The 26,724-nt window shown below is 71.1% G+C and carries 21 protein-coding genes; 10 read left to right on the top strand and 11 right to left on the bottom strand.

Translation table 11 applies throughout. The features are described from left to right. Positions 1-141 precede the first annotated feature (141 nt). Together ACFV7R_RS27650 and ACFV7R_RS27645 are read right to left on the bottom strand one after the other, a co-directional pair. On the bottom strand, positions 142-2,577 hold the full coding sequence (locus ACFV7R_RS27650) for a SpoIIE family protein phosphatase (RefSeq protein ID WP_385268129.1): 2,436 nt from the start codon (positions 2,575-2,577) through the stop codon (positions 142-144). Positions 2,578-2,822: 245 nt separating this feature from the next. After that, positions 2,823-3,614 (bottom strand): hypothetical protein, encoded by a 792-nt coding sequence (locus ACFV7R_RS27645; RefSeq protein ID WP_385268127.1) that lies wholly within the window; start codon positions 3,612-3,614, stop codon positions 2,823-2,825. Positions 3,615-4,234: 620 nt separating this feature from the next. Here ACFV7R_RS27645 and dnaK point away from each other — a divergent pair. The 4 genes from dnaK to ACFV7R_RS27625 all read left to right on the top strand — a co-directional run bounded on the left by dnaK (position 4,235) and on the right by ACFV7R_RS27625 (position 9,440). Beyond that, positions 4,235-6,112, top strand: a complete 1,878-nt coding sequence (gene dnaK / locus ACFV7R_RS27640; RefSeq protein ID WP_385268125.1) for a molecular chaperone DnaK — start codon at positions 4,235-4,237, stop codon at positions 6,110-6,112. Further along, complete coding sequence (grpE, locus tag ACFV7R_RS27635; RefSeq protein ID WP_385268120.1) at positions 6,112-6,678, top strand: nucleotide exchange factor GrpE; 567 nt, start codon at positions 6,112-6,114, stop codon at positions 6,676-6,678. Before dnaK ends, grpE begins: the two co-directional genes overlap by 1 nt. A gap of 390 nt (positions 6,679-7,068) precedes the next feature. Beyond that, entirely contained in the window at positions 7,069-7,953 is an 885-nt protein-coding gene (locus tag ACFV7R_RS27630) for a universal stress protein (RefSeq protein WP_385268118.1), read from the top strand. A 137-nt stretch (positions 7,954-8,090) separates the two neighbouring features. Further along, entirely contained in the window at positions 8,091-9,440 is a 1,350-nt protein-coding gene (locus ACFV7R_RS27625) for an acyltransferase family protein (protein WP_385268116.1), read from the top strand. Between the two features lie 108 nt (positions 9,441-9,548). Here the strand turns inward: ACFV7R_RS27625 and ACFV7R_RS27620 are convergent, their stop codons facing one another. Next, positions 9,549-10,529, bottom strand: coding sequence for a GNAT family N-acetyltransferase (locus ACFV7R_RS27620; protein WP_385268114.1), 981 nt, complete (start codon positions 10,527-10,529; stop codon positions 9,549-9,551). A gap of 183 nt (positions 10,530-10,712) precedes the next feature. Then, complete coding sequence (locus ACFV7R_RS27615; RefSeq protein ID WP_385268112.1) at positions 10,713-11,498, bottom strand: esterase/lipase family protein; 786 nt, start codon at positions 11,496-11,498, stop codon at positions 10,713-10,715. Between the two features lie 414 nt (positions 11,499-11,912). On the opposite strand from ACFV7R_RS27615, the gene ACFV7R_RS27610 reads away from it, so the two are divergent. Next, the gene (locus ACFV7R_RS27610; RefSeq protein ID WP_385268110.1) at positions 11,913-12,905 is read left to right on the top strand and encodes a hypothetical protein; all 993 of its coding nucleotides are present in this window, start codon (positions 11,913-11,915) and stop codon (positions 12,903-12,905) included. Between the two features lie 147 nt (positions 12,906-13,052). Here ACFV7R_RS27610 and ACFV7R_RS27605 read toward each other — a convergent pair whose 3' ends face one another. Both ACFV7R_RS27605 and ACFV7R_RS27600 read right to left on the bottom strand, forming a co-directional pair. Further along, complete coding sequence (locus tag ACFV7R_RS27605; RefSeq protein WP_385268108.1) at positions 13,053-14,885, bottom strand: sensor histidine kinase; 1,833 nt, start codon at positions 14,883-14,885, stop codon at positions 13,053-13,055. Further along, entirely contained in the window at positions 14,882-15,571 is a 690-nt protein-coding gene (locus tag ACFV7R_RS27600; protein ID WP_385268106.1) for a response regulator, read from the bottom strand. Before ACFV7R_RS27600 ends, ACFV7R_RS27605 begins: the two co-directional genes overlap by 4 nt. Positions 15,572-15,791: 220 nt before the next feature. Between ACFV7R_RS27600 and ACFV7R_RS27595 the strand changes: the two genes are divergently transcribed. After that, entirely contained in the window at positions 15,792-16,643 is an 852-nt protein-coding gene (locus tag ACFV7R_RS27595) for a L,D-transpeptidase family protein (RefSeq protein WP_385268104.1), read from the top strand. A 9-nt stretch (positions 16,644-16,652) separates the two neighbouring features. Here the strand turns inward: ACFV7R_RS27595 and ACFV7R_RS27590 are convergent, their stop codons facing one another. Next, entirely contained in the window at positions 16,653-17,282 is a 630-nt protein-coding gene (locus ACFV7R_RS27590) for a TetR/AcrR family transcriptional regulator (protein WP_385268102.1), read from the bottom strand. A 150-nt stretch (positions 17,283-17,432) separates the two neighbouring features. Here ACFV7R_RS27590 and ACFV7R_RS27585 point away from each other — a divergent pair, with 150 nt between their 5' ends. Continuing rightward, entirely contained in the window at positions 17,433-18,089 is a 657-nt protein-coding gene (locus ACFV7R_RS27585) for an IS607 family transposase (RefSeq protein ID WP_385268100.1), read from the top strand. Between the two features lie 70 nt (positions 18,090-18,159). Beyond that, the gene (locus tag ACFV7R_RS27580) at positions 18,160-19,851 is read left to right on the top strand and encodes a hypothetical protein (protein ID WP_385268098.1); all 1,692 of its coding nucleotides are present in this window, start codon (positions 18,160-18,162) and stop codon (positions 19,849-19,851) included. A 7-nt stretch (positions 19,852-19,858) separates the two neighbouring features. On the opposite strand, the gene ACFV7R_RS27575 is transcribed toward ACFV7R_RS27580, so the two are convergent. From ACFV7R_RS27575 to ACFV7R_RS27560, 4 genes are all read right to left on the bottom strand, one after another. Next, positions 19,859-21,076 carry an acyl-CoA dehydrogenase family protein gene (locus ACFV7R_RS27575; protein WP_385268096.1) on the bottom strand — a complete coding sequence of 406 codons (1,218 nt, stop codon included), beginning with the start codon at positions 21,074-21,076 and terminating at the stop codon, positions 19,859-19,861. After that, entirely contained in the window at positions 21,073-21,777 is a 705-nt protein-coding gene (locus tag ACFV7R_RS27570; RefSeq protein ID WP_385268094.1) for an alpha/beta fold hydrolase, read from the bottom strand. Before ACFV7R_RS27570 ends, ACFV7R_RS27575 begins: the two co-directional genes overlap by 4 nt. Positions 21,778-21,923: 146 nt before the next feature. After that, positions 21,924-22,727: a phosphatidate cytidylyltransferase gene (locus tag ACFV7R_RS27565; RefSeq protein WP_385268092.1), complete on the bottom strand. Its 804-nt coding sequence runs from the start codon at positions 22,725-22,727 to the stop codon at positions 21,924-21,926. Continuing rightward, positions 22,724-24,520, bottom strand: a complete 1,797-nt coding sequence (locus ACFV7R_RS27560) for an aminotransferase class I/II-fold pyridoxal phosphate-dependent enzyme (protein WP_385268090.1) — start codon at positions 24,518-24,520, stop codon at positions 22,724-22,726. The genes ACFV7R_RS27565 and ACFV7R_RS27560 overlap by 4 nt, the downstream gene beginning before the upstream one ends. A 145-nt stretch (positions 24,521-24,665) precedes the next feature. On the opposite strand from ACFV7R_RS27560, the gene ACFV7R_RS27555 reads away from it, so the two are divergent. Next, positions 24,666-25,436: a class I SAM-dependent methyltransferase gene (locus tag ACFV7R_RS27555; protein WP_385268088.1), complete on the top strand. Its 771-nt coding sequence runs from the start codon at positions 24,666-24,668 to the stop codon at positions 25,434-25,436. A gap of 177 nt (positions 25,437-25,613) precedes the next feature. After that, positions 25,614-26,675, top strand: coding sequence for a LacI family DNA-binding transcriptional regulator (locus ACFV7R_RS27550; protein ID WP_385268086.1), 1,062 nt, complete (start codon positions 25,614-25,616; stop codon positions 26,673-26,675). Positions 26,676-26,724: the final 49 nt, after the last annotated feature.

Raw genomic sequence — 26,724 nt, 5'->3', positions numbered from 1 at the left:
ACCGAAGCAGGCGGTCCTCCATCCGAGCCGGTACGCCGGGGCGTACAAAGGGACCGGATCAGCGCGGTGTCCGTCTCCTACCAGTCTCGCTCGGCAAGGGGCGGTCGCGAAGGGAGTGCCAGTGAATCGTCGCCGTCGTGGCTACGTCGCTGTGCCGTCTGTGTTCTGCTCAACCCAAACGATCTTGCCCTCGTTCGTGTAGCGGGTCCCCCACCGGTCGGAGCACCGTGCGACGAGGAGCAGCCCGCGACCGCCCTCGTCAGTGGTGCGGGCGTGCCGCAGCCGCGGAGAGGTGCTGCTGCCGTCGGACACCTCGCACGTCAGGACGTGGCTGCGCACGAGTCGAAGTGTCACGGGCGGCTTGCCGTGCCGGATCGCGTTGGTGACGAGCTCACTGACGATCAGTTCGGTGGCGAATGCGGCGTCGCTCATGTCCCATGTGGTGAGCTGCCGGGTGGCGAGGGAGCGGGCTGTGGAGACCGTGGCCGGATCGCTCGGGAGGTCCCACGACGCGACGTGGGCCGAGTCCAGCGCGTGTGTGCGGGCGACCAGGACGGCGGCATCGTCGTGGGGCCGAGCCGGGACGAGTGCGTCGGTCAGCGTTCTGCATGTCGCCTGCACAGAGCCGGGAGAACGAGCGAGCAGGGCGGTCAAGCGCTCTTGGCCGCCCGGGTCGTCCGGCTGCTGTGCCCGCTGGAGCAGCCCTGGGGTGTACAGGACGAGCGTCGAGTTCTCGGGAAGTTCGAAGTCCTCCTTGCCGAACGGCGAACCGGGGCAGCACAACGAGTCGGCGGCCGGACCGTCGGCAGTCCCTACGGTGCCGTCCGGACGCACGACCACGGGACAGGGGTGACCGGCGGTGGATACCGAGCAGCGCCGGGACACGGGATCGTAGATCAGATAGAGGCACGTGGCGCCGCACTCCGGCCCGTGGGCAGACGTTTCCGTGTCCTGTACGGAAGATGGCTGGTCGTCGCTCCCCGTGAGGCCGTTCGCCCTGCCCGTCCGACGCACCATGTCATCGAGCCGGGCGAGCAGTTCATCAGGTTCCAGGTCCAGGTCCGACAGGGTGTGCACTGCCGCCCGAAGCCGTCCTGCCGTGGCGGCAGACTCTATGCCGCGACCCGGCGCGCGGCCGGCCACGAGGGCCACCCGGGCCCCGGAGAGCGGTATGGCGTCGACCCAGTCGCCACCGGATCCCGCGGACACGTACGCGTGCGCCACCTCCAGCGCCTGCTGTGGCGGAAGCCCGCTCGGGCGCAGGATGTGCTGCAGCGCGACCAGGGAGTGGTGCTCGCGCAGGTGCCGGCGGGCGTTGTCCAGGCACTCGGCCGCGCGCCGGGCGAGTTGCGCGGCGAGGGTCAGATCATCGCGCTCAAAGGGCCTGCGTTCTCCCCAGCGGCAGAACGTCACGAGCCCGAGGGCCCGGTCGTGAGCGACCAGCGGCGCGACGATCAGCGAGTGGACTTCTTCGCCGGTTCGCCCGGGCGTCCTCAAGCCCTGCACCATCTGCCGCCCCAGCGAGGACAGCGGGTCGACCAGACGCGGCTCGAGATCGGCCAGGGCCTCGATGACGGCTGCACGTGGGACCGCGACATCGTCGTCCGCAGCCGGCCCCCGGGACTCGTCCTCCCGGGAACGGGAAGCCGCCCGGCGCAGCACGGCATCGTGTCCCACGGGTCCCGCATCCAGGTCCTGGCCCGCAAGCACCGCCTCCAGCACATCGACCGCGACGCTGTCGGCCGGCACAGGCACCGACACCTCCGCCAGGCCGTGGGCTGTGTCCAACGCGTCGAGCGTGGACCCGATCCGGGTGCTGGCCCGGGCGAGCACGGACAGCCGCTCCTGGGCCAGGTGGCGGTCGGTGACATCGACAGTGGCGTCCGCAACGCCCAGGATCCGGCCCTGAGCGTCCTCCAGACGGAAAACGGAAGCGGAATAGACGTGCTCGTGCCGTGGATCGCCCGGGGGACGGACCCGCTTCTCGACGCCGATCACCGGCTGGCCTGTGGCGAGCACCTGTTCCATGACCCGCTCCACCGTCTCCACGCCGAATCCGGGCCACACCTCCGTCGGACGCCGGCCGACAGCTTCCTCGACCGAGGTGCCCTGCATGCCCTCGGCCGCGGGATTGAACCGGACAAGGCGCAGCTGAGGGTCAAGGAGGAACAAGCCCATGGGAGAGAGGGTGAAGAGCGTCTCGAGAAGCGCCCGATCGAGCTCCGCCGGCCCGTCCGGTTCGGCAGGCGCAAGCATCACCTCCCAGCCCGTGCCCGCGTCACCCACGCGCTCGGGCCGGACGGCCAATCGGCACGTCAGCAAGCCGCCGTCGCGGCACCGCAGCACAACGGCGAAGCCCTCGCCACGGGCCGACGGACGCCCAGCGGCAGCCATCCCGACCAGCAGGTCCACTGCCGAGCGCCCCAGTACCGCATCCTTCGGGTAGCCGAGCAGCCTCTCGGCCGCCGGGCTCCACCTGGTCACCAAGCCCTGCTGATCGACCAGAACGTGAACCCGCTCCCGCGCCAGGGGCCCATGAGCCGGGTCACTGCGGCCGGTGACATGCGACGCACGCATAATGATCAGCTCTCACTCACCACAGTGCCTTGGATGCGTCCAGTGTCCTCCAAGGCCCACGTACGCGACATCGGAGCGGCTCGGCCGGTGCCCGGGCAGCGGCCACTGAGTGGTCCTCGACGTCCCATGTGATGCGTCCGCCGGGGAGATCACCTCCGCCTGTCGCAGGCTGATGCGGTAGCTCCATTCGGACGCCCGGTCAAAGGATCCGGCAGCAGCGGATCGCCTCGCCGACGTCCTGCCGCCTACAACACGCCGGGCGATCCCGAGCGGCGTGGGGCATACGACGCCGGGCGGAGCAGCCCGGTGTCGGCGCCTTGTACGTGCTCGGCGAGCCGCGTCACGCTCGGCATCTCCCGGGCTGTCCCGGCGGCCGTTCGGGGGGTCTGCTGCCCGCCGGTCCGGGTGGCCTCGCGGATCCGGGCTACGACGGTACGCACGAGCTCTGCGGCCGCCGCGGTGGTGCCGCCGTTGTCCTGGTCCGGCCGGCTGCCGTTCGCGGTTGCGGCGGCCAGGGCCCTGGCCTGTTCGTCGACGGTGTCCTGCAGCGTCTGCAGCAGCTGCTCGTCCTGGCGGCGCAGCGCGGCGAGAAGGTCCACGGCCTCCTCGTCATCGGCGAGGACGGCGATGCTCTCCGCGGCCCGGCAGGTCATCAGGGCCCGGGCAACGGCGGCGTATTCGCCTTCCGCGTTCTTCAGCTGCTCACGCTCGGTGGCCTGACGCCCCCAGCGCAGAGGACCGCTCGCGATCAGCATGCCGATCTCCAGCGGGATTCTGGCTGTGCGGACCGCGCCGTCGGAGACACTGCGGACGATCTCGGATGTGTCCCGCAGCAGCGTCCGCGGGCGGATCTCGCGGGCGTGGTCGTCGAGACGGGCCAGGCTGTCCTCGGTACCGGCGACGTGGCGCTGCAGGGTCTGGCGATACGGGCCGGCGGGGGTGACGGCCAGGTCGGCGCGGAACCGGTCGATGACCGCGGCGTGGGCCTCCCGGACGTCTTCCAGCGCCGGGACGAGCGCGTCCGTCATCACTGTCATTGCCGTACTCCCTTGGTTCGTGGGACAGCAGGGTGAGGCCCTGTCCGCCGGACGGATGCCTGGCGTGGAGCCAGGCCCCGTGATCAGGGTGTGGGAAGGGGCTGAAGCTCGCCTGGCGGCCACCACCGTCCCGAGTGGGGGCCGCCCGCTTTCGGCAGGTGACAGGCTCATGGCCGGACGTCAACGGTGAGCTGGGGCCTAACCCGTCCGGGTGACCGGCACACCAGGCGGGCGCACGGCCGGCGAGGCCGCTGCCGGCGGCTCGGGTGCCGGAGCCCGCAGCGCAGGCCATGGGGACGCAGCCGGGATCCGCCCCGAACCTGGCTGCGGGGATCATGGCCTTGGCGCCGACCCCGCCGTCCTGCGGCTGCTGCACTGCAATCCCTTCCCCGACGCCTGCCACCCGTCACGAAAGCACCCAAGCAGGCAGGAACTGGGACTTCTTGACAACTCAAGACGCGGACTTTATCCAGACTGTTAGTGAGGTGTACTCCAAATCCGCAGGTGGCGACGCCGGTCGAGGTGGCGCAACCGCTCCGGTGGCCGGTCGCTGGACGGCCCCGTTTCACCAGGCGCCGGCATCTGCCCTCGGTGTGGGACGCAGATGGAGGAGAGGACCCATGACACGTGCAGTGGGAATCGACCTCGGCACGACGAACTCGGTGGTCTGCGTGCTGGAGGGCGGAGAGCCCACCGTCATCACCAACACGGAGGGAGCACGGACCACCCCGTCCGTGGTCGCCTTCGCCAAGAACGGCGAGGTGCTGGTCGGTGAGGTCGCCAAGCGCCAGGCCGTCACCAACGTGGAACGCACCGTGCGCTCCGTCAAGCGTCACATGGGTGATGCGCAGTGGCGGTTCCCGGAGACGGGAAGCATCGACGGCAAGCAGTACACGGCGCAGGAGATCTCCGCGCGGGTGCTGCAGAAGCTCAAGCGGGATGCGGAGGCGTACCTGGGAGAGGACGTCACGGATGCGGTCATCACGGTTCCGGCGTACTTCAACGACTCCCAGCGCACCGCGACCAAGGAGGCCGGGGAGATCGCCGGGCTGAAGGTGCTGCGGATCATCAACGAGCCCACGGCCGCGGCCCTCGCCTACGGCCTCGACAAGGAGAATGACCAGACCGTCCTCGTCTTCGACCTCGGCGGCGGCACCTTCGATGTGTCGTTGCTGGAGATCGGTGAGGGAGTCGTCGAGGTCAAGGCGACGAACGGCGATACGCACCTGGGCGGTGACGACTGGGACCAGCGGATCGTCGACCACCTGGCCAAGCAGTTCAAGAACAACTACGGCGTCGACCTGACCAAGGACAAGATGGCCGTGCAACGGCTGCGCGAGGCCGCCGAGCGGGCGAAGATCGAGCTGTCGTCGTCCTCCGAGACCACGGTCAACCTGCCCTACGTCACGGCCTCCGCCGAAGGGCCGCTGCACCTGGACGAGAAGCTGACCCGCGCCCAGTTCCAGCAGCTGACCGCGGACCTGCTGGAGCGGTGCAAGACGCCGTTCCACAACGCGATCAAGGACGCCGGGATCAAGGTGTCCGCCATCGACCACGTCATCCTGGTCGGCGGCTCGACGAGGATGCCGGCGGTGACCGATCTGGTGCGGGAGCTGACCGGCAAGGACCCGCACAAGGGCGTCAACCCCGACGAGGTCGTGGCGGTGGGCGCCGCCCTGCAGGCCGGTGTGCTCAAGGGCGAGGTCAAGGACGTCCTGCTCCTCGACGTGACCCCGCTGTCCCTCGGTATCGAGACCAAGGGCGGCATCATGACCAAGCTGATCGAGCGCAACACCACGATCCCGACGAAGCGTTCGGAGATCTTCACCACGGCCGAGGACAACCAGCCGTCGGTGCAGATCCAGGTCTACCAGGGCGAGCGCGAGATCGCGGCGTACAACAAGAGGCTCGGCATGTTCGAGCTGACCGGTCTGCCCCCGGCGCCGCGCGGCGTCCCGCAGATCGAGGTCTCCTTCGACATCGACGCCAACGGCATCATGCACGTCACGGCGAAGGACCTCGGCACCGGCAGAGAGCAGAAGATGACCGTCACCGGCGGCTCCTCGCTGCCGAAGCAGGACATCGACCGCATGATGCGCGAGGCCGAGCAGCATGCCGAGGAGGACCGGCGCCGGCGTGAGGCCGCCGAGACCCGCAACCAGGCGGAGCAGGTGGCCTACCAGACCGAACGGCTGCTCACGGACAACGCCGACAAGATCCCCGGGGACGTCAGGAGCGAGGTCGAGAGCTCGCTGGCGGAGCTCAAGGAGGCCCTCAAGGCCCAGCCGGCCGACGGCGACAACACGGCGGCCCTGCGGCAGGCGACCGAGAAGGTGATGACGGCGGCTCAGAAGGTCGGCACCGCCATGTATGCGCAGGCTCAGGGCCAGCAGGCCACCGGCGGCGCGGGCGGCGGCGAGGCAGGCGCCGCCGGGCAGGACGAGGAAGTCGTCGATGCCGAAATCGTCGACGACGACAAGCGGCAGGAGGGAACGTGATGACCCGCCGCGGCGAGCACCCGCTGTCGATCGTCCGCGACAACCGGCGGCGGGATCCGGGAACCAGCCTGGAGCCCCGTCGCCGTGGCGACGTCGAGCCTGCCCCGCGGACCGACCGGGACGCAGGCGAGGCCGACCTCCTGCGCGCGCAGCTGCGCAAGCGCACAGCAGACCTGCAGCGCGTGATGTCCGAGTACGACAACTACCGCAAGCGGGTCCGCCGCGACCGCCACGCGGTCGGCGAGATAGCCGTGGCCAACGTGCTCACCGGCCTCCTTCCCGTCCTCGACGCCATCGACCAGGCCCGCAGGCAAGGGGACGTCACCGGCGGCTTCGCACACGTCGCCGCCGTTCTGGAAGGCGAACTCACCGCCCTGGGGTTGCAGTCCTTCGGCACGGCGGGCGACCCCTTCGACCCCGCCTGGCACGAGGCCGTCTCCTGCACCCGCTCCGACCACGTCGAACGGCCCACCTGCACCGCGATCCTGCGCCCCGGCTACCGGGTCGGCGACCAGCTCCTGCGGCCCGCCCAGGCAGAGGTCGCCGAACCACCGGCCAGACGGTGAGGCGCCCCGCCCTCGCCATCACCACCGGGAGGATCATGCGCACGAACCAGGGCGCCTGCGGGGGCTGCCGCGCGGCGGCCGGTGCCGTCCCGGACGCCGCCGGTGAGAAAGGCTCCACCGCCACGGCAGGGATTTCGTCGCGGTGCGGGCCGACGCGCCCGAAGTCGGCCCAGCGGGTCAGCCCGGATCCGCTCCACCGGACGGATGTGACGTGGCTCCTACCCCCGGTTCGGAGTCTCGGAGTCACCGAGAACGGTGAGCTCGTGGAGCACTCCTCCTGCTGCTGTGGAGCCCACCAGGTCCGGGAAGAGAGTTCCGAGTAGGGCGTACGCAACGACGTGCGGGACAATGAAGTCATCGTCCTGGCGCGTGCTGAAGGCGGTGGGATCAATGACGCTGCCCTTGGTCGTGGGCGTCGACGGTTCGGAGGCCGGCCTCTGGGCGGCCGACTGGGCCTCGGACGAGGCGGCCCTGCACGGCCTGCCGCTGCGGATCGTGTACGCCTGCCTGTGGGAGCGCTACGAAGGCCCCGTCATCATGCAGTCCGAAGAGGTTCCCTCGGAGCACGCCCTCGCGCAGGACATCGTCGGCCGCGCTGCCGAACGGGTTCGGCAGCGCAATCCGGACGTGAAGATCACGGTCGACATCGTTCCCGACGACGCCGAGGCGGCGCTGTTGCGCGAGGCGCGCCGCGCCACCGCCGTCGTGACCGGGTGCCGGGGCAGAGGGCCGATCAGGGGCGCGCTGCTGGGCTCGGTCAGCCGCTCCCTGGCCACGCATGCCTCCAGCCCGGTGGTCGTGGTACGCGGCACCCCGCACAACCGGCAAGGGGCCAATGACCGCATCGTGGTCGGCGTGGGCGATGCCGCGACCAGCACGGCGGCGATACGGTTCGCGTTCCGCGAGGCCGAAGCACGGCGCTGCGCGCTGGACGCCGTACGCGCTTGGCGTCGCCCCGCCCACAGACCCCTGGCGCATCCGCTGCTCGTCGGGGATCCCGCCCACCGCTACGAGGAGCAGGCGTCGGTCCTGCTCGACGACGTCCTGCGCGCCCCGGAACGCGACCACCCCGACGTGGTCGTGGATCGCGTCACCGCCGAGGGCCCGGCCCACCACGTCCTCATCACGCACTCGGCCAGGGCCGACCTGCTTGTCCTCGGCGCCCCTCGGCGCCACGGGCCTGTCGCACTGCCCCTCGGCCGCGTGCCGCACGCCGCGCTCCAGCACTCCGACTGCCCGGTCGCGGTGGTGCCGCAACACGCGGCCGCATCCTGAGTCCTGCTCCGGATGCCGCCGCCCTCGGCGTCGATGGATTCGTGCACGGCAGGGCGACAGCGGGCAGTTGGTGAGCAACACTCGAAACTCCTGCGAGTACCGGCCCTTGTGGGGGCCGGGAACGGAGAGCTGGTCCGGTGCTGAGCGATCTCCGCAAGGCGGCCGAGAACACGCCACCGCAGCGTGACCGGTACATCGACCTGCTGCGCGCCGTGGCGATCACGGTGGTCGTGCTCGGCCACTGGCTGGTCGTCGCCGTGACCTACGGCGAGGCCGATGGTCTCAGCGGATTCAGCGCGCTGGTGGCCGTGCCGTGGAGCCACCCGCTGACCTGGCTCTTCCAAGTCATGCCGCTGTTCTTCCTGGTGGGCGGTTACGCCAACGGAGCATCGCTCCTGACCCACCGTCGCAGCGGAGGTGACGTCGCGGGCTGGCTGATCACCCGCAGCGCCCGCCTGCTGGGCCCCACGACGGTGTTCCTGGTCACCCTGACGGCGTCCGCGCTGCTCGCCCGCCTCCTCGGCACGGATCCCCCACTCGTGGGCACCGCCGTCTGGCTGGCCTCGATTCCGCTGTGGTTCCTCACCGCTTACGTCGCCGTCGTGGTCCTCACTCCGGTGCTGTACCCACTGCATCAGCGGGTCGGGATGATCGTGCCGGTGGTCCTGGTCACCGCGGTGGCGGCGGCCGACGCGGCCAGGTTCCTGCTCGGGCTGCCCTACGCCGCCGCCAACTACCTGCTCGTGTGGCTGGCTGTCTACCAGGTCGGCTTCGTCTGGCGGGACGGCAGGCTCACCGACCGCCGACGGCCGGCACAGGTGGTGACGGCGGGCGGCCTGCTCGCGCTCGTGCTGCTCACCGCGGTGGGACCGTATCCGGTCAGCATGGTCGCCGTCCCGGGCGAACCGGTGCAGAACACCGCGCCGCCCACCCTTGCCCTGCTCGCGCTCGCGGCCACCCAGATCGGCCTCGCGCTCCTGCTGCGCCGACGCGCCGATCGCTGGCTGGGCAGGCGCCGCCCATGGTTCATGGTGGTGGCTGTCAACAGTGTGGTCCTGACGGTGTTTCTGTGGCATATGGCCGCTCTCGTGCTGGCGGCCGTCGCTCTGTACCCGCCAGGGCTGATGGCCCAACCGCCGGTCGGCTCAGCCGACTGGTTCCTGTGGCGGCTGCCCTGGCTGGCATGCCTGCTCCTCATGCTCACGGTGCTCGTGGCCGTCTTCGGCCGGGCAGAACGACGTGGTCGGCGACCAGACGGCGACGCAGTACACCGCGACATCCACCAAGGTGGGAAACTCGCACGCCTGGTACTGACGTACGCGGGACTGGCCATGGTGCTCGTCGGGCTCTTCGGCATCACCACAGCAGGTCGCGCCGACCACGGCCCCCTCGGCCTGCCCGGCGAGGCACTACTGGCCTACTTGCTGGGCACCGTCATCCTGTGGCTCATCCCCCTGCGCCGATCGCGCCGGCCGCTCCCCTCATGACTCGTCGCCTCGCTCACGAGGACCGGTGACCCCGGTCCGCCGGCATGGCGGGGCACGGACTGCCAGGACAGAGCCGTCACGTCGGCCGGACGCGGACACTCGTCGAACTCACCGGCCGCCTCGGCGCAGTCGACCGCTCACCTCGCGCGGGTGCCCGGCGGGCGGGAAGACGCGGCACGGACCGGCTTCAGGGACACCGGAGGGAGCCCGCAGGGGGTGGGTGCAGTCGTGCCGTGGCCCTTTCACGGCCGCTGTCACGCCCCCGGGCCCACGCGGCAGGCCGCGGGGGTCGGGGCGTCGGCACTGGTAGGTCCACAGCTCGTCGACGGAGGTGAAGCCGAAGGAGTCGAAGAGCCGGGGTGCGGCCTGGCTGTCGTGGACGGGGTGCGGGGGGTCGTCGACGACGAGGGCGGCCTCGGTGGCTCCTTCCTCGGCCAGCAGGGCCAGGGCCTGGCCGAGCAGTTTGTGGCCCAGGCCACGGTGGCGGTGAGTGGGCAGGGTCTCGATCCAGTACACGGTCGCAGTGCCGTCGGGCCCCACGCTGACCACGGCCTCTGCAACTGGCTCGGCCGCCTCGCGGACGATCAGTCGCTGGCCCGGGGGGAAGTCGCAGGGGACGACGTCGGCGACCGGCTTGGCCGGCGCGGACTCGGCAGACAGCGCACAGTACAGGTAGCAGCCCTGGCGACGGCCGGTGAAGCCGCTGCGCAGCAGGGCGTCGTGGGTGGCGCCGCGGTGGGCGCGGGGCAGGCCGCCCGGCCCCAGCGGGCCTGGCGGACCGCCGACGAATGCCTCGATGAGCGGGCAGGGGGCGAGCGCGGCGAGGGCATGGCCGATCAGGGCGCGCAGGGCGGAGGGTTCCTCGTGGGCGTGGAGCCAGCAGATCAAACCGGTGTGCACATCGAGCCAGGACAGATACGCGATGACGCCCTCAGGGCGGTCCCCGGCACTGGCCAGAACGCTGATCTGCGCCCGAGCCGGTACCGCCCAGCCGGCCGGGGGAACCAGCCCACGCCGTGCAGCGGCCAGCCTCTCCGGGGTGCAGCGGGGCTGCCCCGGCAGCCGGTCGGCATCGATCAGTTCACGCACCCCCGGTTCGTCGTCGGGACGATATGGGCGTACTGTCGACCCGCTCTTGGGACTGGGCGAAAAGGCCATGCTGTCCGTCCGCACAGGTGCTGACGTCCTTACCAGCTGTCTTTCAGCCTCCTCCGTTTTGCCCCTCCTGTCACGGGAAACGACGACTGCGCCCTGGGCGACCGACCCACCACGCTACGGAGGGCTTCCCTGCGGGGGCCACACGGCGAACGCGACCTGGGCCGCGGCCAGCAGCGCGCGCATCTCGTCGACGACCGGCCGGTGAAGAGGCAGCGTCAGGTGGCCGACACCTGGCACCAGCACGTTGCGGGCCTTGAGGTCAGGATGGTCGATACGGCCCCGGGCAGCGGGGATGACGGCCTCGTCCAGGTCGCTGTAGAACGCCACGAACCGAGTGCGGCATCCCGCGGCCGGCTCGGCGAGCTCGACCAGCAACTCGCTTCCCGGCCGTAGCTGGCGCAGCAGCGGATGGGCCGGGGCCAGCAGGGCGGTTGCGGTCCCGCCGTGCGGCGTCGCCAGCGTGATCACCAGCGGCACATACGCGTCACCGCCGAGCCGCTGCACGTAGTAGCGGGCGATCAGCCCGCCCAGGCTGTACCCGATCACGACCGCGGCCCGCCCCGCGCCGTGGGCACACGCCGACTCCACCTGGTCGCCCAGCTTCCGGGCCGCCGTGGGGATGTCCGGGCCGAACGCGTTGCAGGCGACCGGGATGAAGGGGCCCACACCGTCCCCGCGCAGCTCGCGCTGCAGCGGCGGGACGACCGATGCCCCGTCGGCCAGCCCATGCACCAACAGCACCGGAATCCCCGCATCGGTGCGTGGCAGATCACCCGGGCCCGTCGACCGCCAGGGCGTGGCACGCCCCAACAGCCCGATCAGCTGCCCGAAACCGTCCGTGGCCACGTCGACCGGGAGCCGGGCCAGACGCACCGCCGCCCTGCCCGCCTCGACACCCACGCCGCGCGCCGGCGACAGCCCCGGCACCGTCAGCTGCGGCCCGAAAGGAATGCCCGTGGCCGATCACCTTCCCTGCATGAACCGCACTTACCCTGGGTGGCGGAACACGCTGGATCTATAGAACTACATAAAAAACATCGCGCAAGTCGGCGCGATTCCCGGAACGCGTGCCCTTCGGTCGACCGCCGAACCGTCGGTCCCGCAGTGGTGGGTCGGGTTTCTTGCCAAGACCGAAGCACGGGCTGCTGAACCCGCTGCCCGAGCTGCTGCTGCGGCTGGGTGTAGATCGACATATGCCGTGGGCGCCCCGGCGGGGAGATGCGGGGCCGACGGTTTCGGGGCACGGTGGGTGAGGGGGCGGGGCCGGTTTCCGGCCGATTCTTGCCGACCATCGACACATCCGAAGGAATCGTGATGGCCGTAGCCACAGACATGCTTGTTCCCGCGCTGCGCGAGGTCCGGGAGGCCAAGGAGTCGCTTGCCGACCGCTTCAAAGCCCACCTCACGGTCACGCCCCCCGGTGAGTACCGGGAGGTCCTGGAACGCCGCATGGGCGACGCCCGGGGCCACGTGTACCGCATCGACGAACGCCTGGCCACGTTGCAGCCCCGCGGAGTGGTGCCCACCGTCCTGGGGAACGCCTGGCGCCTGACCGAGCAGGCAGCACGGCTGCCCATCGACGTGGCGATGTCGGTCCCGGGCGTCGTGCTCCGGGGCCGGGCGACGGCATCGGAGCAGCAGTTGCTGAAGAACGCCGAGGACGAGTATGCAGTCACCGCGCTGGCCCTAGCGGTCTGCCGGGCCGCAGAGCGCATCGCCCAGGAGGCCGAGGACGCCACCAGCTCGGAGCTGCTCAGCTCCATCCGCCGTGACGACGAGGAGGCGCTGGAAGAGCTCGCCAACAGTGTGGAACAGCATGCCGAAGCAGCTGTGGCGGCCGCCGAGACCGCCGAGACCGCTGAGGGCCCGAGCGCCGGAGGTGCGGCACAGGCGGTCCGCGACTGGAGCAGCTGGCTGCGGGAGACGGCCGAGCGCATGCCGGGCGCGGATCGGTTCCTGGGCGCACCGGAGGGCGCGCTGATCGCGGAGGACGAGCTGCCGATCCCCGACTACCGCAAGCTGAGCACCAGGGCGGTCCTGGACCGGCTCCCGCACCTGTCCCAGTCGGATCTCGCCACGGTCGGCGTCTACGAACGGTTTCACGCGGGCCGCGCCGCCGTCCTGGGCAAGGTCGCTGAGCTGCTCGAGCCTGTGCCCTGGCCTGGTTACGACAGCATGACCGCGAACGAGATCGTCAAGCGGCTCGGCGACGCGGAACCGATCCACGTCCGTCGGGTGCTGGACTACGAGCGTCGCCATCAGGCCCGCTCCACGATTCTCAAGGCCGCCGAACGAGTGCCCGCCTGATCGCGCCGCCTGGCGCCGCGACCGTTTTAGAGCTGACGTCACGCCCACGGGACCACGCGGCCGGCCGCGTGGTCCCGTGGGCGTCGGTGCTCGTCGGCCGGGCCCGCAACAGCCCACTCCGGCCCGCCCGAGCGAGAAGAGCGCCTTTCACTCCCCCGAAACCGCGAATACCTCGCACCGGGCGCATGGAAGCCGGATGGTGAGCACCGCTCCCTTACCGGGCTCGCTGTCGGCGGTGACGGTTCCGCCGTGTGCCTCGACGAACTGGCGGACGATGGACAGGCCCAGTCCGCTACCGCCGGTGTGTCTGCTGCGGGACTTCTCGGCTCGCCAGAAGCGTTCGAAGACATGGGGCAGGTCCTCGGGTGCGATGCCGCTGCCCGTGTCCTCCACTGTGAGAACGGCCAGGTCACCACTGTCCCGCGCGGTGAACGTGACCGTACCGCCCGTGGGGGTGTGCCGGAGTGCGTTGGAGATGAGATTGCCCAGAACCTGGCGCATCCTCACCGGGTCGACGTCCAGCCAGAGGCCGTGGTCGGCGTGCGCGTGCAGGCGGATGCCCGCGCTTTCGGCGCGGGTGCTGTGGGCCGACACCGCCTGGGCGACGAGGTCGTCCGCGCGCACCGGTTCGCGGTGCAGTTTCAGGGTGCCGGCGTCGGCTGCGGCGAGATCGCGCAGATCGTCGATGATGTGCTGCAGAAGCAGTGCCTCGTCGTGCAGCGCAGCGATGAGGTCTGGGTCCGGCTCGACCAGCCCGTCGCGGGTGACTTCCAGCCAGCCTCGGATATTGGTCAGCGGCGTCCGCAGTTCATGGGCGATGTCGCTGACCATGGCTTTGCGTTGGGCTTCCAGCTGTTCGCGGCGCGCGGTGAGGTCGTTGAAGGCGGCGGCCAGATAGCCGGTCTCGTCCTTGGTGGTGACGGCGACGCGTGCGTGCCGCTGCGGCGGCTGCTGGGCCGCAACTGTCAGGGCTCGCAGGGGACGGACGAGGCGGATCGCAACGACAGTGGTCATGGCGATGGTGACGGCGAGGACGAACGCCGTGACGCCGATGATCTTGGCCTTGTTGGTGAGCGAGAGGTCAAAGCCTGCGGGCTGCCCACCCAGGTTTCCCAGATAGAGTCTGGCCCTCGGGGCGACGTACGGGTCGAGTTGTGTGCGGCGAGCGCTGTCGACACAGGTCTGCGTCTGCCGGCTGACACCGAGCCCGCGGGCACGGTCGCCCGCCGGGGTGTCGACGCCGGCGATGAGTTCACCCCCGATTCCCACCGGTGTGGCGTCCCGCCCCTTCTTGGGATCGAGGTCGAAGCAGCGCTTGGCCAGAACGTTGAGTTCGTCCAGTGCCTTCTGCTCGGTGCGCGTGGGTGTGTTGAGGACTCCGTCGGCGCACTCCAGCGGCACGGAGGCCGCTCCGCCGTCGGGGGCGATGACTACCGTACGGCCGCTGGGCAGTTGTTGGAGGCTGCCGTCGCTCGTGTACCGGCGCATACACACCAGACGCTTCTCGGCGACTGTCTTCACCCATGTCCGTTCCGTCGCGGTGAGCAGATACGGTCCCACCGCCCGGGGGTCGATCCCAGCCAGCTGGGCTCCTGGCTCGGTGTAGGTGTCGGTGGTCAGCGGGTCGACGGTGGCCGATGCGCGGGCGGGCAGGGCGGTGCCGGCGGCGGCCGAGTCGGCGATGGTGCGTCCGGTCTCGGTCGTCAGGGCGATGCGCCGGCCCATGGTGCGCGAGAGCGCGCGAACCGAGGGCTGCACTCCGCTCCAGTCGGCGTGGGTCGCGGCGAAGCCGCTGAGCTGACGCAGGATGTCCGTGTCGTCGGAGAGCACTTGGCCGCGCTCCTCCTGGATGGCCCGCGTGGTGGTCTCCACGGCCAGCCAGGCGGTGGCGCCGACGGAGAGAACGGCGATCGTCATGGAGGTGAGAAGAAGCCGGACCAACAGGCTCTTGCGCCAGGGGATGCGGGGGCCGCGCCTCATGTCGGCAGTCCGGTGAGCTTGTAACCGACGCCGAAGACGGTCAGCAGCCGGACGGGCCTGCGCGGGTCGGGCTCGATCTTCTTGCGCAGGTTCATGATGTGTACGTCGATGGCGCGCTCGGTGGAGGCGCGGTCGTGGCCCCGGGTGAGCTGCAGCAGTTGACGGCGCGAGAAGACCCGGTCGGGTGCCGCGGTCATGGCGTGGAGGATGGCGAACTCGCCGGGAGTGCACGGGACGGGGATGCCGTCGCAGGTGACCTCGTGCCGTGCGGGATCGACGGTGATGCCGCCCGCGCGGAGCACTGGGGAGTCGTCGGCGGGGCGGAGGGTGCGGCGCAGCACGGTGCGTATGCGGGCCAGCAGTTCCCGTGGGCTGTACGGCTTGGTCATGTAGTCGTCCGCGCCGAGCTCCAGGCCGAGCAGCACGTCGTCCTCGGTGGAGCGGGCGGTGAGCATGAGAACGGGTATGTCCCCGTGCCGGCGCAGCACACGGCACACACCGAGACCGTCGACCTTGGGCAGCATCAGGTCCAGGACGACCAGGTCGGGTCGGCGGCTTTCGGCTGCGTCGATGGCAGCCCGGCCATCGGTGACCACGACAGGGTTGTGGCCGTCCTGAAGCAGCAGCCGTCGTATCAACTCGGCCTGCATCTCATCGTCTTCCGCAATCAGAATATGGGCGCACACGCAGCCGACTCTAAGCGTGTGCGATCGGCTTACAGGACCAGGTGAGGGCCTTCCCACGCCCTGACAACTTCCTGATATCCGCATGCCAGGCCGGGCGCACGCCCTTGGCCGTGCTACGAAGGCACCGCCGCCGCAAGCCGTCATCACGGCGTCCGAACCGGTCCGACGTCCTGAGTCGGAGCTGATCAGTTCCTCACAAGTCACATCCAGGCTGATGGCCATGGCTACTTCATCGATCCGTCGCTCGTCGCGACGGCGGCTTCCGGCAACGACTTCTACTGTCCCGGGCCTGAACCGTCTGGGGATACCAGCCGTCCTGACTCTGTCCGTCACCCTCGCCGGGTGCGCGGGGACGGGCGTCGGGTCGGCCGACGCCGCCCGGCCGGCGTCCGCCGGCGCGCACAGCGCATCGGCCGCCGCCGGCACGACACAGGCCATGCCCGGGCGGACATCCGCGGACAGCGAAGCGTCCGCCGTGTCCGTCCTCGAGCAGCTACCGGGCCTGGGTCCGCGGACGCTGGCCGACGTCCCCGCGAACGCGCGCCAGGTGGTGCTGGTCACCGGCCGGGGCAAGAACTCCTCGGAGTCGAACGTGGTGCTGTACCGGCGCACCGGCGCGAGTTGGGAGCCGGGGGCCACCTGGCCGGCCCACAACGCTCTCAAGGGCTGGACAGACAACCACCGCCTCGGTGACCTCCGGTCGCCCATCGGCGTGTTCACCCTCACCGACGCCGGCGGACTGCTCGCCGATCCCGGCACCGAGCTGCCGTACGACCAGTCGCAGAGCTTCACCATCGGCGGCACGGGCCTCGAGGGCGAACCGCTCGCGGGATCCTTCGACTACGTCGTCGCGATCAACTACAACCGCAAGCCCGGAACCTCCCCCCTCGACTGGACCCGCCCTCTCGGCGCCGGCAAGGGCGGCGGCATCTGGCTGCACGTCGACCACGGCGGGCCCACGCGCGGCTGTGTGAGCATGGCGCAGCAGCACATGAGGGAACTCCTGCGCACCCTCGAACCCGAACAGAACCCGGTGATCGTGATGGGGGACGCCGCATCCCTCAAACGCTGACGCGACCAGTCACCCTGCCGGGCGGCGGTACACGCCGTACCAGTAGCCACGGGCCAGCTCGCGGGCCACGACGGCGTCGTCGCTGCCGTCGCCGCCCGCCACCTGCTGCGCGATGACCTGACCGCCTCCTTGGACGATCACCTTGGCCGCGAGTTCGGGATCGATGTCCGCGGGGGTACGGCCGGCCTGCTGCTCCTCTTGCAGGACCGTCACGAGGTTGTCGATGAAGCGGTCCTGGTCGGCCGTCCACGCCTCCCGGACCAAGGGGTCGTACGCGGCCACCTCATTGATCGCCGCGAGCAGGGCCGCATGTTCGCGGTAATGGCGCAGGATGAGCTCATACGTACGGGCCAGGCCGTCCAGGCCGCCGTCGGGGCCGGTCGGCCGCCAGGACGCCGCGATCGCGTAGCTCTCCTTCTTGAGGGAGCCGCTCAGCCGGAGCAGCACGTCGATCTTGTCACGGAAGTACAGATAGAACGTCGAACGAGAGATCCCCGCGGCGTGCGCGATCTGCTCCACGCTCAGCTCGGTGTAGGTCACACCGCCGCGCAGACACTCCTCGATCACGGCCAGGATCCGCTTTTCGAGGGCGGCCCGCCGGTCGGCCGCACTGGAGGGTCGTCGCGTGGTGGAAGGCATACACGCATCCTAAGGAACCGGACGGGCGGTGTGTCTGCAGGTCACCGGTTGGCGGTCCTGCCCACACCGCTCCGGGAGCTCGCCGCCGCGGGGTCGGGTTGAGAGCTGTTGATTCGGTTGTGGGTCACGGTTGGCCATACAGTCACTCGCATGGGTGAAAAGGCCGACGACTGGATCTCTGCGGGCAGGGCCGCGAAGCGGTTGGGCGTGTCGACGCGGACGCTGCGCCGCTACACCTTTGAGGGTGTGCTGGAGGACCGGAGGTCGCCGGGTGGTCGGCGGGTCTTCCGGGTGGGGGACCTGGATGCCTTGTCCCGCCGTCGTGGGCGGCCGGTGCGGCCGGAGGGTGCGGTGGTGCTGTACGGGCGTGTGTCGTCTCACCGGCAGCGGGCCGAGGGGGATCTGGACCGGCAGGTGGAGCGGCTGCGGGCGGCGGCCGGGCAGCGTCCGGTGGCGGGGGTATTCACCGATGTGGCATCAGGGTTCTCCGACAAGCGCAAGGGGCTGCGCAGGGCACTGCAGGCGTGCCAGGACGAGGCCGTGACCGCCTTGCTGGTGACGCATGAGGAGCGGCTGGCGCGGTTCGGTACGGCATTGCTGGCAGAGGTGGTGCTGCCATCGTGGGGCGTGCGGCTGGAGATCGTCGGCGGGGACGAGGAACTGGACGGCGGTGAGGGCGGGGACCTGGCGCGGGACATGATCGCGATCGTGACCTCGTTCTCCGGCCGCCTGTACGGGGCGCGTTCGGCGAAGGCGCGCGCGTTGACGCGGGCAGTGAAGTCCACGATCGAGGGAAGTGACTTGTAGGCCATTGTTGGACGCGCATAGGGTTTTACCTGCCGGTTGGAGAAGCTGACGGGAAGGGAGGGGTGTGGGCATGGCGAAGCGCCGGAGGAAGCGCGCACTGCGCCCGATCACGGCCCCCTTCACCGTGGCCGCCCCGGCCGGGGCCCGTATCCGTGACCGCCTGCGCCTGAGCGCCGCCGATGCCGAGGTCCTCACGCTCGTCGGCTCCCACCTGGGCCGTCACCAGCGCGCCGACCTCGCCGCGCGGGTGGCGATCGGGCAGGTGCCGGTAAAGCGGAACCAGCGCGCGGCGCGCAAGGAGGCGCTCACGGCCGTGTCGTCCTCGCGGTGGGCGGGGGCGATGACCCGCGTCTCGGAGGACCAGTACCAGCTCTCCTTACGGTGCCTGTACGACGAGGCCGCCGGCCTGCGTCGCGCCATCGGCACCATCGAGCGCCGCCTGGCTGTGCCGTGCCAGAAGCGCGTGGGGAAGGTCCGGGGCTACGCCGACCAGAACGAGCGCTTCCACAAGCAGCGCCGCTTGTTGGCGCTGAAGACCCGCCTGGCGGCCGTCGAGGCCCGCATCGCGTCCGGTCGCCCGGCCATCACCACGGGCGGCAGGCGGCTGCTGAAGGCCCGTCACAATCTCGCCGAATCCCAGCTCACCGAGGCCCAGTGGCGCCGGCGGTGGGAGGCGTCACGCCTGTTCCTGACCGCCGACGGCGAATCCGCGGCCCCGTTCGGGAACTACACCATCACCGTCGACCCCAACGACGGCACCGTGAGCCTGGTGCTGCCCGAGCCGCTGCGGCACCTGGCCAACGCACCCCGCGGCCGTTACCGGCTCACCTGCACCGTGCGGTTCTCGCACCGGCGTGAGGAGTGGATGGACCGCGTGACGGCAAACCGGGCCGTCCGCTACGACATCGCCCACGACCCGGCCCGCGGCCGCTGGTACCTGGACGCCTCCTGGTCCACCGACACAACCGTACTGCCCACACCAGAGGAGATCCGCGCCTCGGGCACGCGCATGCTCAGCGTCGACCTCAACGCCGACCACCTCGCCGCCACCGTCCTCGACGAGCACGGCAACCCGGTCGGCGACCCCATCACCATCCCGCTGGAGATGACCGGCCCCACCGGCCGGCGCGACGGCCGCCTCCGCGCAGCGGTCACCCGCCTGACCGTCCTCGCTCACGAGCACGGCTGCGCAGGCATCGTGATCGAGAACCTCGGCTTCGATGACGCCCGCGCCACCGGCCGCGAGACCATGGGCCGCGGACGGCACGGCAAACGCTTCCGCCGCACGGTCGCGGGCATCCCCACCGCACGCTTCCGCGAACGACTGCGCGGCATGGCCTACCACCAGGGCCTCATCGTCATCGCCGTCGACCCCGCCTACACCAGCATCTGGGGCGAGAAGTACTGGAAGACCTCGCTCCAGCAGCAGACCCAGACCACCGTCACCAGGCACCACGGTGCCGCCGTGGCGATCGGCAGACGCGGCCTGGGCCACAGGGTCCGGCGTCGGCCAGGTGTGACCGCTCCCGACCAGAGGATCGGACAGCGGAGAGCTACCGGCCAGACCGCACCCCTCCCCAGGCCACGCGGGACCACGAGCCCACCCAGGACAGCGGGCACGCCCCACCAGGGCGCCAAGACCCGACCACGCCGAGGTGACCAGCTCGTGCTGTTCCCCGACCTCGAAGACCGTACGCGAGGTCACCAGGCCCCCACAGGCCCGGTCCATGGTGATTTGGCCAACACCGGCCAACTCCCATAGGAACGGTTCAGAGCATCAGGCTCACCCGCTCGCTGACGCCAAGGAGGGACTTGCCGTAGACCTCCAGGCCGACCGCGGGGACCAGGCCGGCGTGCCGCGCCGCGACGTTGGCGTCACGCCAGATGCGCTGCAGCGGGCCGGCGTCGGCGAACGAGGACGCGCCATGCACGTTCAGCAGGGTGCCGACCGCCTCGAGCACCTGCTGTGCGGCGAAGCCGGCCCGTGCCCTGACGTGCGCACGTGCGGCGTAGTCCAGGGGAGCGCCGGAGGATGCGGCCCGGTCCACCTCGTCCACGGCCCGGTAGGTGTGCAGGCGGGCGGTCTCCAGCTTCAGCGCCGCCTCGGCCGTCTGCAGCTGGACACCCACCGAGTCCGCCTGCCGGCTGTGGACGGTGAACGACAGCGGCTTCGCCGCGGCGGCCTCCACCACCGCGTTCATGGCGGCCTTCCCCAGTCCGAGCAGCGGTCCGACCAGGCACAGCAACAGCATCGGGCCGAACGTCGAGCCGTACAGCGTCTCGTCCTGGGACGCGCGCGGATACACGCCCTCCGCGGCCGCGGGAACCGACAGCACGCGGTGCTCGGGCACGAACACATCCCGCCCTGTCAGGGTGTTGCTGGCGGTTGCCTTCATGCCCGCGGTGTGCCAGGTGTCCTCGACATCCAGGTCCGAGGCGGGGATCAGCACGAGTGCCTGGTCCGTGACCGCTCCGTTGTCGTCCTTCAGCAGTGCACCGACCGCAGCCCAAGTGGCGTGCGGGGCACCGGAGTTGTACGACCACCTCCCGCTGACGCGCCAGCCGCCGGGCACCCGCTCCCCCATGCCCGCCGGCGCGGCCACGCCGGTCACTCGCGCATCCGGATCGGCCCCGAACACCTCCTCTTGGGCCTTGTCCGGGAAGAGGCATGCCAGCCAGTTGGTCACCGAGATGATCATCCCGACCCAGGCCGCCGAGCCGTCGCCCTCCCCGAGGGCCTCGGAGACTTCGGTCAGGGTCCGCAGGTCGGTCTCGTAGCCGCCGTACCGCCTCGGCGTCAGCAGCCGGAAGACGCCCGCCTCGGTCAGGGCGTCGACGACCTCCGTCGGCAGGACGCGCTCCGACTCGCCGCGCGCCGCTTGGTCCCGCAGCAGCGGTTGCAGGGCGATGGCCCGTCCGACGAGTTCGGCCCTGATCTCTTCCCTGGAGGGGGCGCCCGTCTCCTCCTGGCCGATGTTGCTGTTCACGACGTTCTCCTTGTGCACGGCTGCGACGCGAGGGCGATCTCCGACAGGAGAGCTGCGAGCTCCCCCGGCTTGGACAGGAAGGGCGAGTGGCTGCTCTTGATGCGGTGGACCGCATCGGACCTGGCCGCCAGCGTCTGCTGGTTCTGCACGGGCAGGGCCCGGTCGTCCTCGCAGACGATGTACGTCGACGGGACGGTGTGCCACCCGGCCCGAGTCAGCTCGTCCCTGAAGGACTGTGCGCTCTGCGGCACCAGCCGCGCGGCGGCCTGCTCGGCCTCGGTCCGAGGCACGTCACCGTAGAACAGCCCGACCGGATCATCCGGTACGGCCTCGATGTCGCGCGGCCCCGGCGAAGCGGGCGCGCCATGGAACCCCAGGAGACTCTCGCCGGCATCGAGCTGGTACGCCGCCAGGTAGACGATCCGCGACACGTTCCCGGCCCGGGCGACGGCCTGGCTGACCGGTATGCCTCCGTAGGAGTGCGCGACGACCACGACCGGGCCCTCGATGCGCTCCAGCTCGCCGAGCACCGCCTGCGCGTCGTCCTGCACTCCCGCCCGCCCGCCGGCACTGGGCAGGTCGACCGCTCGCGTCCGCCACCCGTCGGCATGAAGTACCGACGCCGACTTCTCCCAGCACCACCCGCCGTGCCATGCCCCGTGCACCAGGAGCAGGGTCGGACGGGAAACCCCATCAGCCACGAAAAATCCGCTTTCAGATCAGTCAGAAACAGCAGGCGCCCCACAGCGCTCACGGAGGACCCTAAACGTCATCGGACACTGTGTCCAACGCTATGCCCACAAGCGTCGGTCACAGCCTGGGCCGGCCTTGACGGGATCACCCGGGGTCAGCGCAGAACAAGCAGGACGGCCAGCGCGATGAGCAGCGAGTCGATCCGGTCCAGCAGGCCGCCGGAGCCCGGTAGCCAGCGGCCGGCGTCCTTCACCTGCGCACCTCTTTTGATCATGGATTCGAGAAGGTCGCCGGCCGGGCCGCCGACCGCCACCGCCACCGCCATCGGCCAGCTCAGCGCGGACAGCACGGCGAGCACGCCGAGACCGGCCGCGGCCCCGGCCAGCGTCCCGCTCCACCGCTTGGCCGGTGACAGCGGCGACAGCCGCGGCCCGCCCAGCCGTTGACCGGCAAAGTACGCCGCGATGTCGGCGACCGAGACCGCCACGAACAGCGCCAGCGCGCTCGCCCCGAGCGGCACCAGCGCGGCCAGCGCACTCAGCCAGGCAAGGCCCAGCAGGCCGGCGCCGAGCCGGCGCAGGCCGTACTCGGCGTCGCCGGCCAGGAGCGGCACCGCGGCCACCGCGAGCGCCCCGATCGCCACCACCCGGAGCACCTGTCCGGGCGCCAGCCAGGCGGCCAGCACCACGCCTGCCACCGCCGCGGCCAGCACCACCCGGTCCACCCGGCCCAGCAGCATCAGCCCGCCGAACTCCAGCACCGCAATCACCCCGACCACGATGGCGAGGCCCGCGGCGCCCGGCCGGCCCAGCCAGAACGCGCCGGTGACCAGCGGCACTCCGACCGCCCAGGCGCACCACCGGATCAGCAGCTCGCGGCGCCGGGATGCCGCCACCGCGATGCCGCCCAGCGCCAACGCCCCACCGAGGTAGGGCGCCAGGGAGGCCACGGTGATCATCGAGTGGATCCGAAGGCGGAAACTCCCTCAGGCATCCCACGCATCTCAGGCCTCGAGACGAGCGAGCCCGAACGCGGCCGCAGTACGTCCAGGGCGGCCTGACACGCGGCCACGATGCGCGCATTCTCGGCGGTGTCCCGGACCGCGATGCGCACGGTGCGCCCCTGGTACTCCGACGACAACGGCGACAGGTCACGCAGGTACACGTCGTGGCGGCGGCACTCGTGCACCAGTTGTGCGGCACTCGGCCCGCCGGACGGCAGGGTCACGGTGAGGAAGTTCGCCACGGCCTCTTCGACCACCACGGCCTGGTCCAACCCGGCCAGGTCGGCGGCGAGTTGTCGGCGCAGCGCGTGGGTGCGACGCCAGCAGTCGCTGTAGTACGCCGGGTCGCGCAGGGCTTCCACCGCGGCCAGCTGCGCCGGGAGGCTGACCGGCCAGGGCGGCGTCCAACGGCGCAGCTGCGACGCGGTGTTCGGCTCGGCCACCAGGTACGCCGCCCGCATGCCGGACAGCGCATACATCTTGGACAGTGAGGTGCAGACCACCACTCGCGGGTCCGTCGCGGCGAGGCCGGCGAGCGACTCGTTCAGGTCGACGTAGCCCAGGTATGCCTCGTCGATCCACCAGCGGGTCCGGGCCGGTGCGGCGGCGATCACCGAGCGCAACTCAGCGGCCGGCGCGTGGCGTCCGGTCGGGTTGTTCGGGTTGACCACCACCACGAGGTCGTAGCGGCCGGACCCGACGGCTGCGGACAGCCGGGCCGGATCGATCCGCCAGCCGTCCTCGCGGCGCAACCGGAACCGGTCCACCCGGCATCCGATCACCCGCTCCGTGACGTGGGCGTACTCGCCGTAGCCCGGGTCTGTCAGCAGCACCCTGCTCTGCGGGGTCAGCCACCGGCCGAAGGCCCTGAAAATCAAGTCGGATGAACCGGCGCCGACCGCGAGTGTCTCCGCGGGCAGTGCCCGGGCCGTGGCGATTTCCGCCAGCAGGCCCTCGGCGCCGGTCGGCGGCGAGGTCCGGGCGGCCCAGGCCGGATCTTCCGCGAGCGCCGCCCGCACGCCGGGGGCCGGCGGGAACCAGGCGTCCAACACGTCGGCCGCGACCACCTGATGACGCCGGTTCAGACTGCGGAAGTCCGTGCCGATGGCGGTGAACGAGGCACCGCCGTGTTCGCAGCCGTCCGGCCGGGGTGCGAACGCCACGTCCAACTGCCAGTCCACTGCGGACCGCAGACGCTCCAGCGTGGTGCGGTAACGGTCCATCGTGACCTTCGTCAGCTCGGTCACGCTGCCGGTCAGCACCTCGAACGTCAACGCACCGCTGTGAACGGTACGGCCGACCGGGCGCAGACCGGCGGCCAGGTACATGGCGAGCAGCTCGGTGCGCCCCATCGCCACCACCCGGCGGCCGCCCCGGGCGGCGATCCAGCGCAGCGCCGCGTACATCAGCAGCGGTGCCGCTGCGGAGGCCCGCCAGCGCGGCTCGACGGTGAGGATGCGCACCTCGAACACATCGTCCTCGGTCAGCAACGGCAGCTCGTCGCGGGTCAGGTACTTGTCCAGCGCGTACCGCCCCAACCAGGGCGGCGTCAGGCTGACAAAGCCGATGCGGTCCGCTCCTCGCGCCGCGACCAGATAGACGTTGTCGCCGTCCAGCCCGTCACGAAGCCGCCCGGCCGGATCCGGCGCATGCTGGCCCAACTCCTGTGCGTACACCCGGTGACGCAGTTCGTAGATCCACTCCAGATCCTCCGGAGTGGCAGCGCGCAGCTGCAGGTCACGGCCCATGAACACCTCTCTCGACGCGGGGAGCACTCCATCGTGGGCAACACGGACCGGCCGCGTCAGAGCCAAGCGACACAATCGGCCTGAGTACGGGTACTCAGGCGCAGTCGTCTTCCGCGTGCTCCGTCCGCCCGGAAGGATCGCGGCCATGGCATCCCACGCGAACCAAGACCGCGCCCTGTCCTTCGACAGCGTTGCCACGCAGTACGCTGCCGCCCGCCCGGGCTATCCGCCGGCCCTCTTCGACGCCGTGGAGGAACTCGCCGGCCGAGCGCTGGCCGACGCCGACGTGCTGGACTGCGGCGCCGGCACCGGTATCGCCACCCGGCTGCTGCGTGAGCGCGGCGCCCGCGTCGTCGCCCTGGAGCCGGGCGCCGGCATGGGGGCAGAGCTGCGCCGGGCCGAGCCGGAGGTCCCGTTGGTGCGGGGCGAAGGGAACCGCCTGCCGTTCGCCGCCGGCAGCTTCGACCTGATCGCCTACGCGCAGGCCTGGCACTGGACCGACCCGGCCCGCTCCGTCCCCGAAGCGCTGCGCGTGCTGCGCCCGCACGGCGTGTTGGCCCTGTGGTGGAACCAGGCCGACGTCCGTGTCCCGTGGGTCGCGGCGGAGGATGCCCGGCTCGCACCCTTCACCCGCAGCTTCCCGACAACCGTGGCCGAGCTGTTCGCCCCGTTTCCGGTCCAGGTGGCCACCCGCGAGATCACGTGGTCACGCCGGATCACCGTCGAGGAGCACCTCCGCAACCTCGGCACCCACTCGCACTTCGTGGTCATGGACCCCGTCGAGCGGGCCGCACTCCTCGACGCGAACCGCACCGCCCTGGCACGGCTCTTCCCCGACGGCGAGCTCGACGAGCCATACCGGTGCGGCCTGACCGTGGTGCGAGCAGCCACCGGTCATGCGTCAACCACCCGGTGACGGCGTCGGTCGATCCGACGTGGCAGCCCCTCGGCAACTCCTCGACCACAAACCGGACATAACGCCAAGGGTATTGCCCTTCCCGAGCTCATCTGCCTAAAGTCGCGCCGTTCATCGAATCGATTCGATGGATTCGATGAATCCGAGGAGCCCGAAGGCGGGCGGACGGAGGCGGAGATGGCCACGATCAAGGACGTCGCCGAGCGGGCGGGCGTGGCGCCCAGCACCGTGTCCTACGTCCTGAGCGGATCCCGCAAGATCTCCGAGGACACCCGGCGCGCGGTGCAGACGGCGATCGACGAGCTCGGCTACCACCCGCGCGCCAGCGCCCGCACACTGCGCAGCTCCCGCACCAACGTGCTGGCACTGGCCGTGCCGCGTGTGCCCGGTGAGTACCGGGCGATCGACGGCCGGTTCGCCATCGATGTCACCGACGCCGCCCGCGGGCACGGATACGATGTGCTTCTCATCACCGAAGGCGACGGCGCCGGCGCGCTGCGCCGCGTGGCCCGCAGCGGGCTCGCGGACGCGGCGGTGCTGATGGCGGTCGAGGAGCGCGATCCCCGTATCGGGGTCCTGCACGAGCTGGGCTTCCCCGCAGCACTGCTCGGCCACGACGACCACGCGGCGCTGCCCTGGACCGATCTCGACTGGGAGGTGGCGGTCGCCCTCGCCGTCCGGGAGACCGCGGCGGCCGGCCACCGCCGGATCGTCTTCCTGTCGTCGGCCGAGCACGAGATGGCCGCGCGTCGCGGCTATGCGGTGCGCGGCCTCGACGGCGCCCGGCGCGCGACCGCCGAGACCGGGGCCGAGGTGCGCGTGCTCTCCTCGCACCGCGACCCGGAAAGGCTCGGGCGCCGGCTGCGCGAGGCGCTGGCCGTGCGTCCCGCGCCGACCGCGCTGGTCGTCCAGGACCTGATCCTCCTCCCCCACCTGCTGGACGCCGTGTCCTCGGCCGGGCTGCGGGTCCCCGAGGACCTGTCCGTGGTCCTCGTCGGCAGCCTCCCGGACGAGCTGGGCATCCGGCATCTGCCGCGGATCGACCTGCCCGTCGCGGAGATGTCCACGGCCGTGGCCCGGCTCGCCATCGACGCGATCAGCGCCGGCAGCGACGGCCGGCCGCCGTCGTCCCAGGAGCCCACAGCGGCACCTGCCCCGACCGCGCCCGCCGACGCGCCGCACCACCTCATCGAGCCGCGGATGGCCGGGCCCGCCATCGCCCCGCCCCCGTCCGGCTGACCACGACGGCCGCCCGTTCGGCGCGGCCGGCCACGCACCCCTCGCCCTA

This window comes from Streptomyces sp. NPDC059866, assembly GCF_042731325.1.
GTDB classification, from domain to species: Bacteria; Actinomycetota; Actinomycetes; order Streptomycetales; family Streptomycetaceae; genus Streptomyces; species Streptomyces flavusporus.
Note: the sequence above shows the minus strand (reverse complement) of the source record. Positions and strands in the feature narration are given on the sequence as shown.

Excerpts from the sequence above, each read along its gene's own strand:
- ACFV7R_RS27550 (WP_385268086.1), top strand. The coding sequence starts at position 25,614 with ATGGCCACGATCAAGGACGTCGCCGAGCGGGCGGGCGTGGCGCCCAGC.
- ACFV7R_RS27555 (WP_385268088.1), top strand. The coding sequence starts at position 24,666 with ATGGCATCCCACGCGAACCAAGACCGCGCCCTGTCCTTCGACAGCGTT.
- ACFV7R_RS27585 (WP_385268100.1), top strand. The coding sequence starts at position 17,433 with ATGGGTGAAAAGGCCGACGACTGGATCTCTGCGGGCAGGGCCGCGAAG.
- ACFV7R_RS27650 (WP_385268129.1), bottom strand. The coding sequence starts at position 2,577 with ATGCGTGCGTCGCATGTCACCGGCCGCAGTGACCCGGCTCATGGGCCC.
- ACFV7R_RS27645 (WP_385268127.1), bottom strand. The coding sequence starts at position 3,614 with ATGACAGTGATGACGGACGCGCTCGTCCCGGCGCTGGAAGACGTCCGG.
- ACFV7R_RS27595 (WP_385268104.1), top strand. The coding sequence starts at position 15,792 with ATGGCTACTTCATCGATCCGTCGCTCGTCGCGACGGCGGCTTCCGGCA.
- ACFV7R_RS27560 (WP_385268090.1), bottom strand. The coding sequence starts at position 24,520 with ATGGGCCGTGACCTGCAGCTGCGCGCTGCCACTCCGGAGGATCTGGAG.
- ACFV7R_RS27605 (WP_385268108.1), bottom strand. The coding sequence starts at position 14,885 with ATGAGGCGCGGCCCCCGCATCCCCTGGCGCAAGAGCCTGTTGGTCCGG.
- ACFV7R_RS27590 (WP_385268102.1), bottom strand. The coding sequence starts at position 17,282 with ATGCCTTCCACCACGCGACGACCCTCCAGTGCGGCCGACCGGCGGGCC.
- ACFV7R_RS27580 (WP_385268098.1), top strand. The coding sequence starts at position 18,160 with ATGGCGAAGCGCCGGAGGAAGCGCGCACTGCGCCCGATCACGGCCCCC.
- ACFV7R_RS27610 (WP_385268110.1), top strand. The coding sequence starts at position 11,913 with ATGGCCGTAGCCACAGACATGCTTGTTCCCGCGCTGCGCGAGGTCCGG.
- grpE (WP_385268120.1), top strand. The coding sequence starts at position 6,112 with ATGACCCGCCGCGGCGAGCACCCGCTGTCGATCGTCCGCGACAACCGG.
- ACFV7R_RS27630 (WP_385268118.1), top strand. The coding sequence starts at position 7,069 with ATGACGCTGCCCTTGGTCGTGGGCGTCGACGGTTCGGAGGCCGGCCTC.
- ACFV7R_RS27565 (WP_385268092.1), bottom strand. The coding sequence starts at position 22,727 with ATGATCACCGTGGCCTCCCTGGCGCCCTACCTCGGTGGGGCGTTGGCG.
- dnaK (WP_385268125.1), top strand. The coding sequence starts at position 4,235 with ATGACACGTGCAGTGGGAATCGACCTCGGCACGACGAACTCGGTGGTC.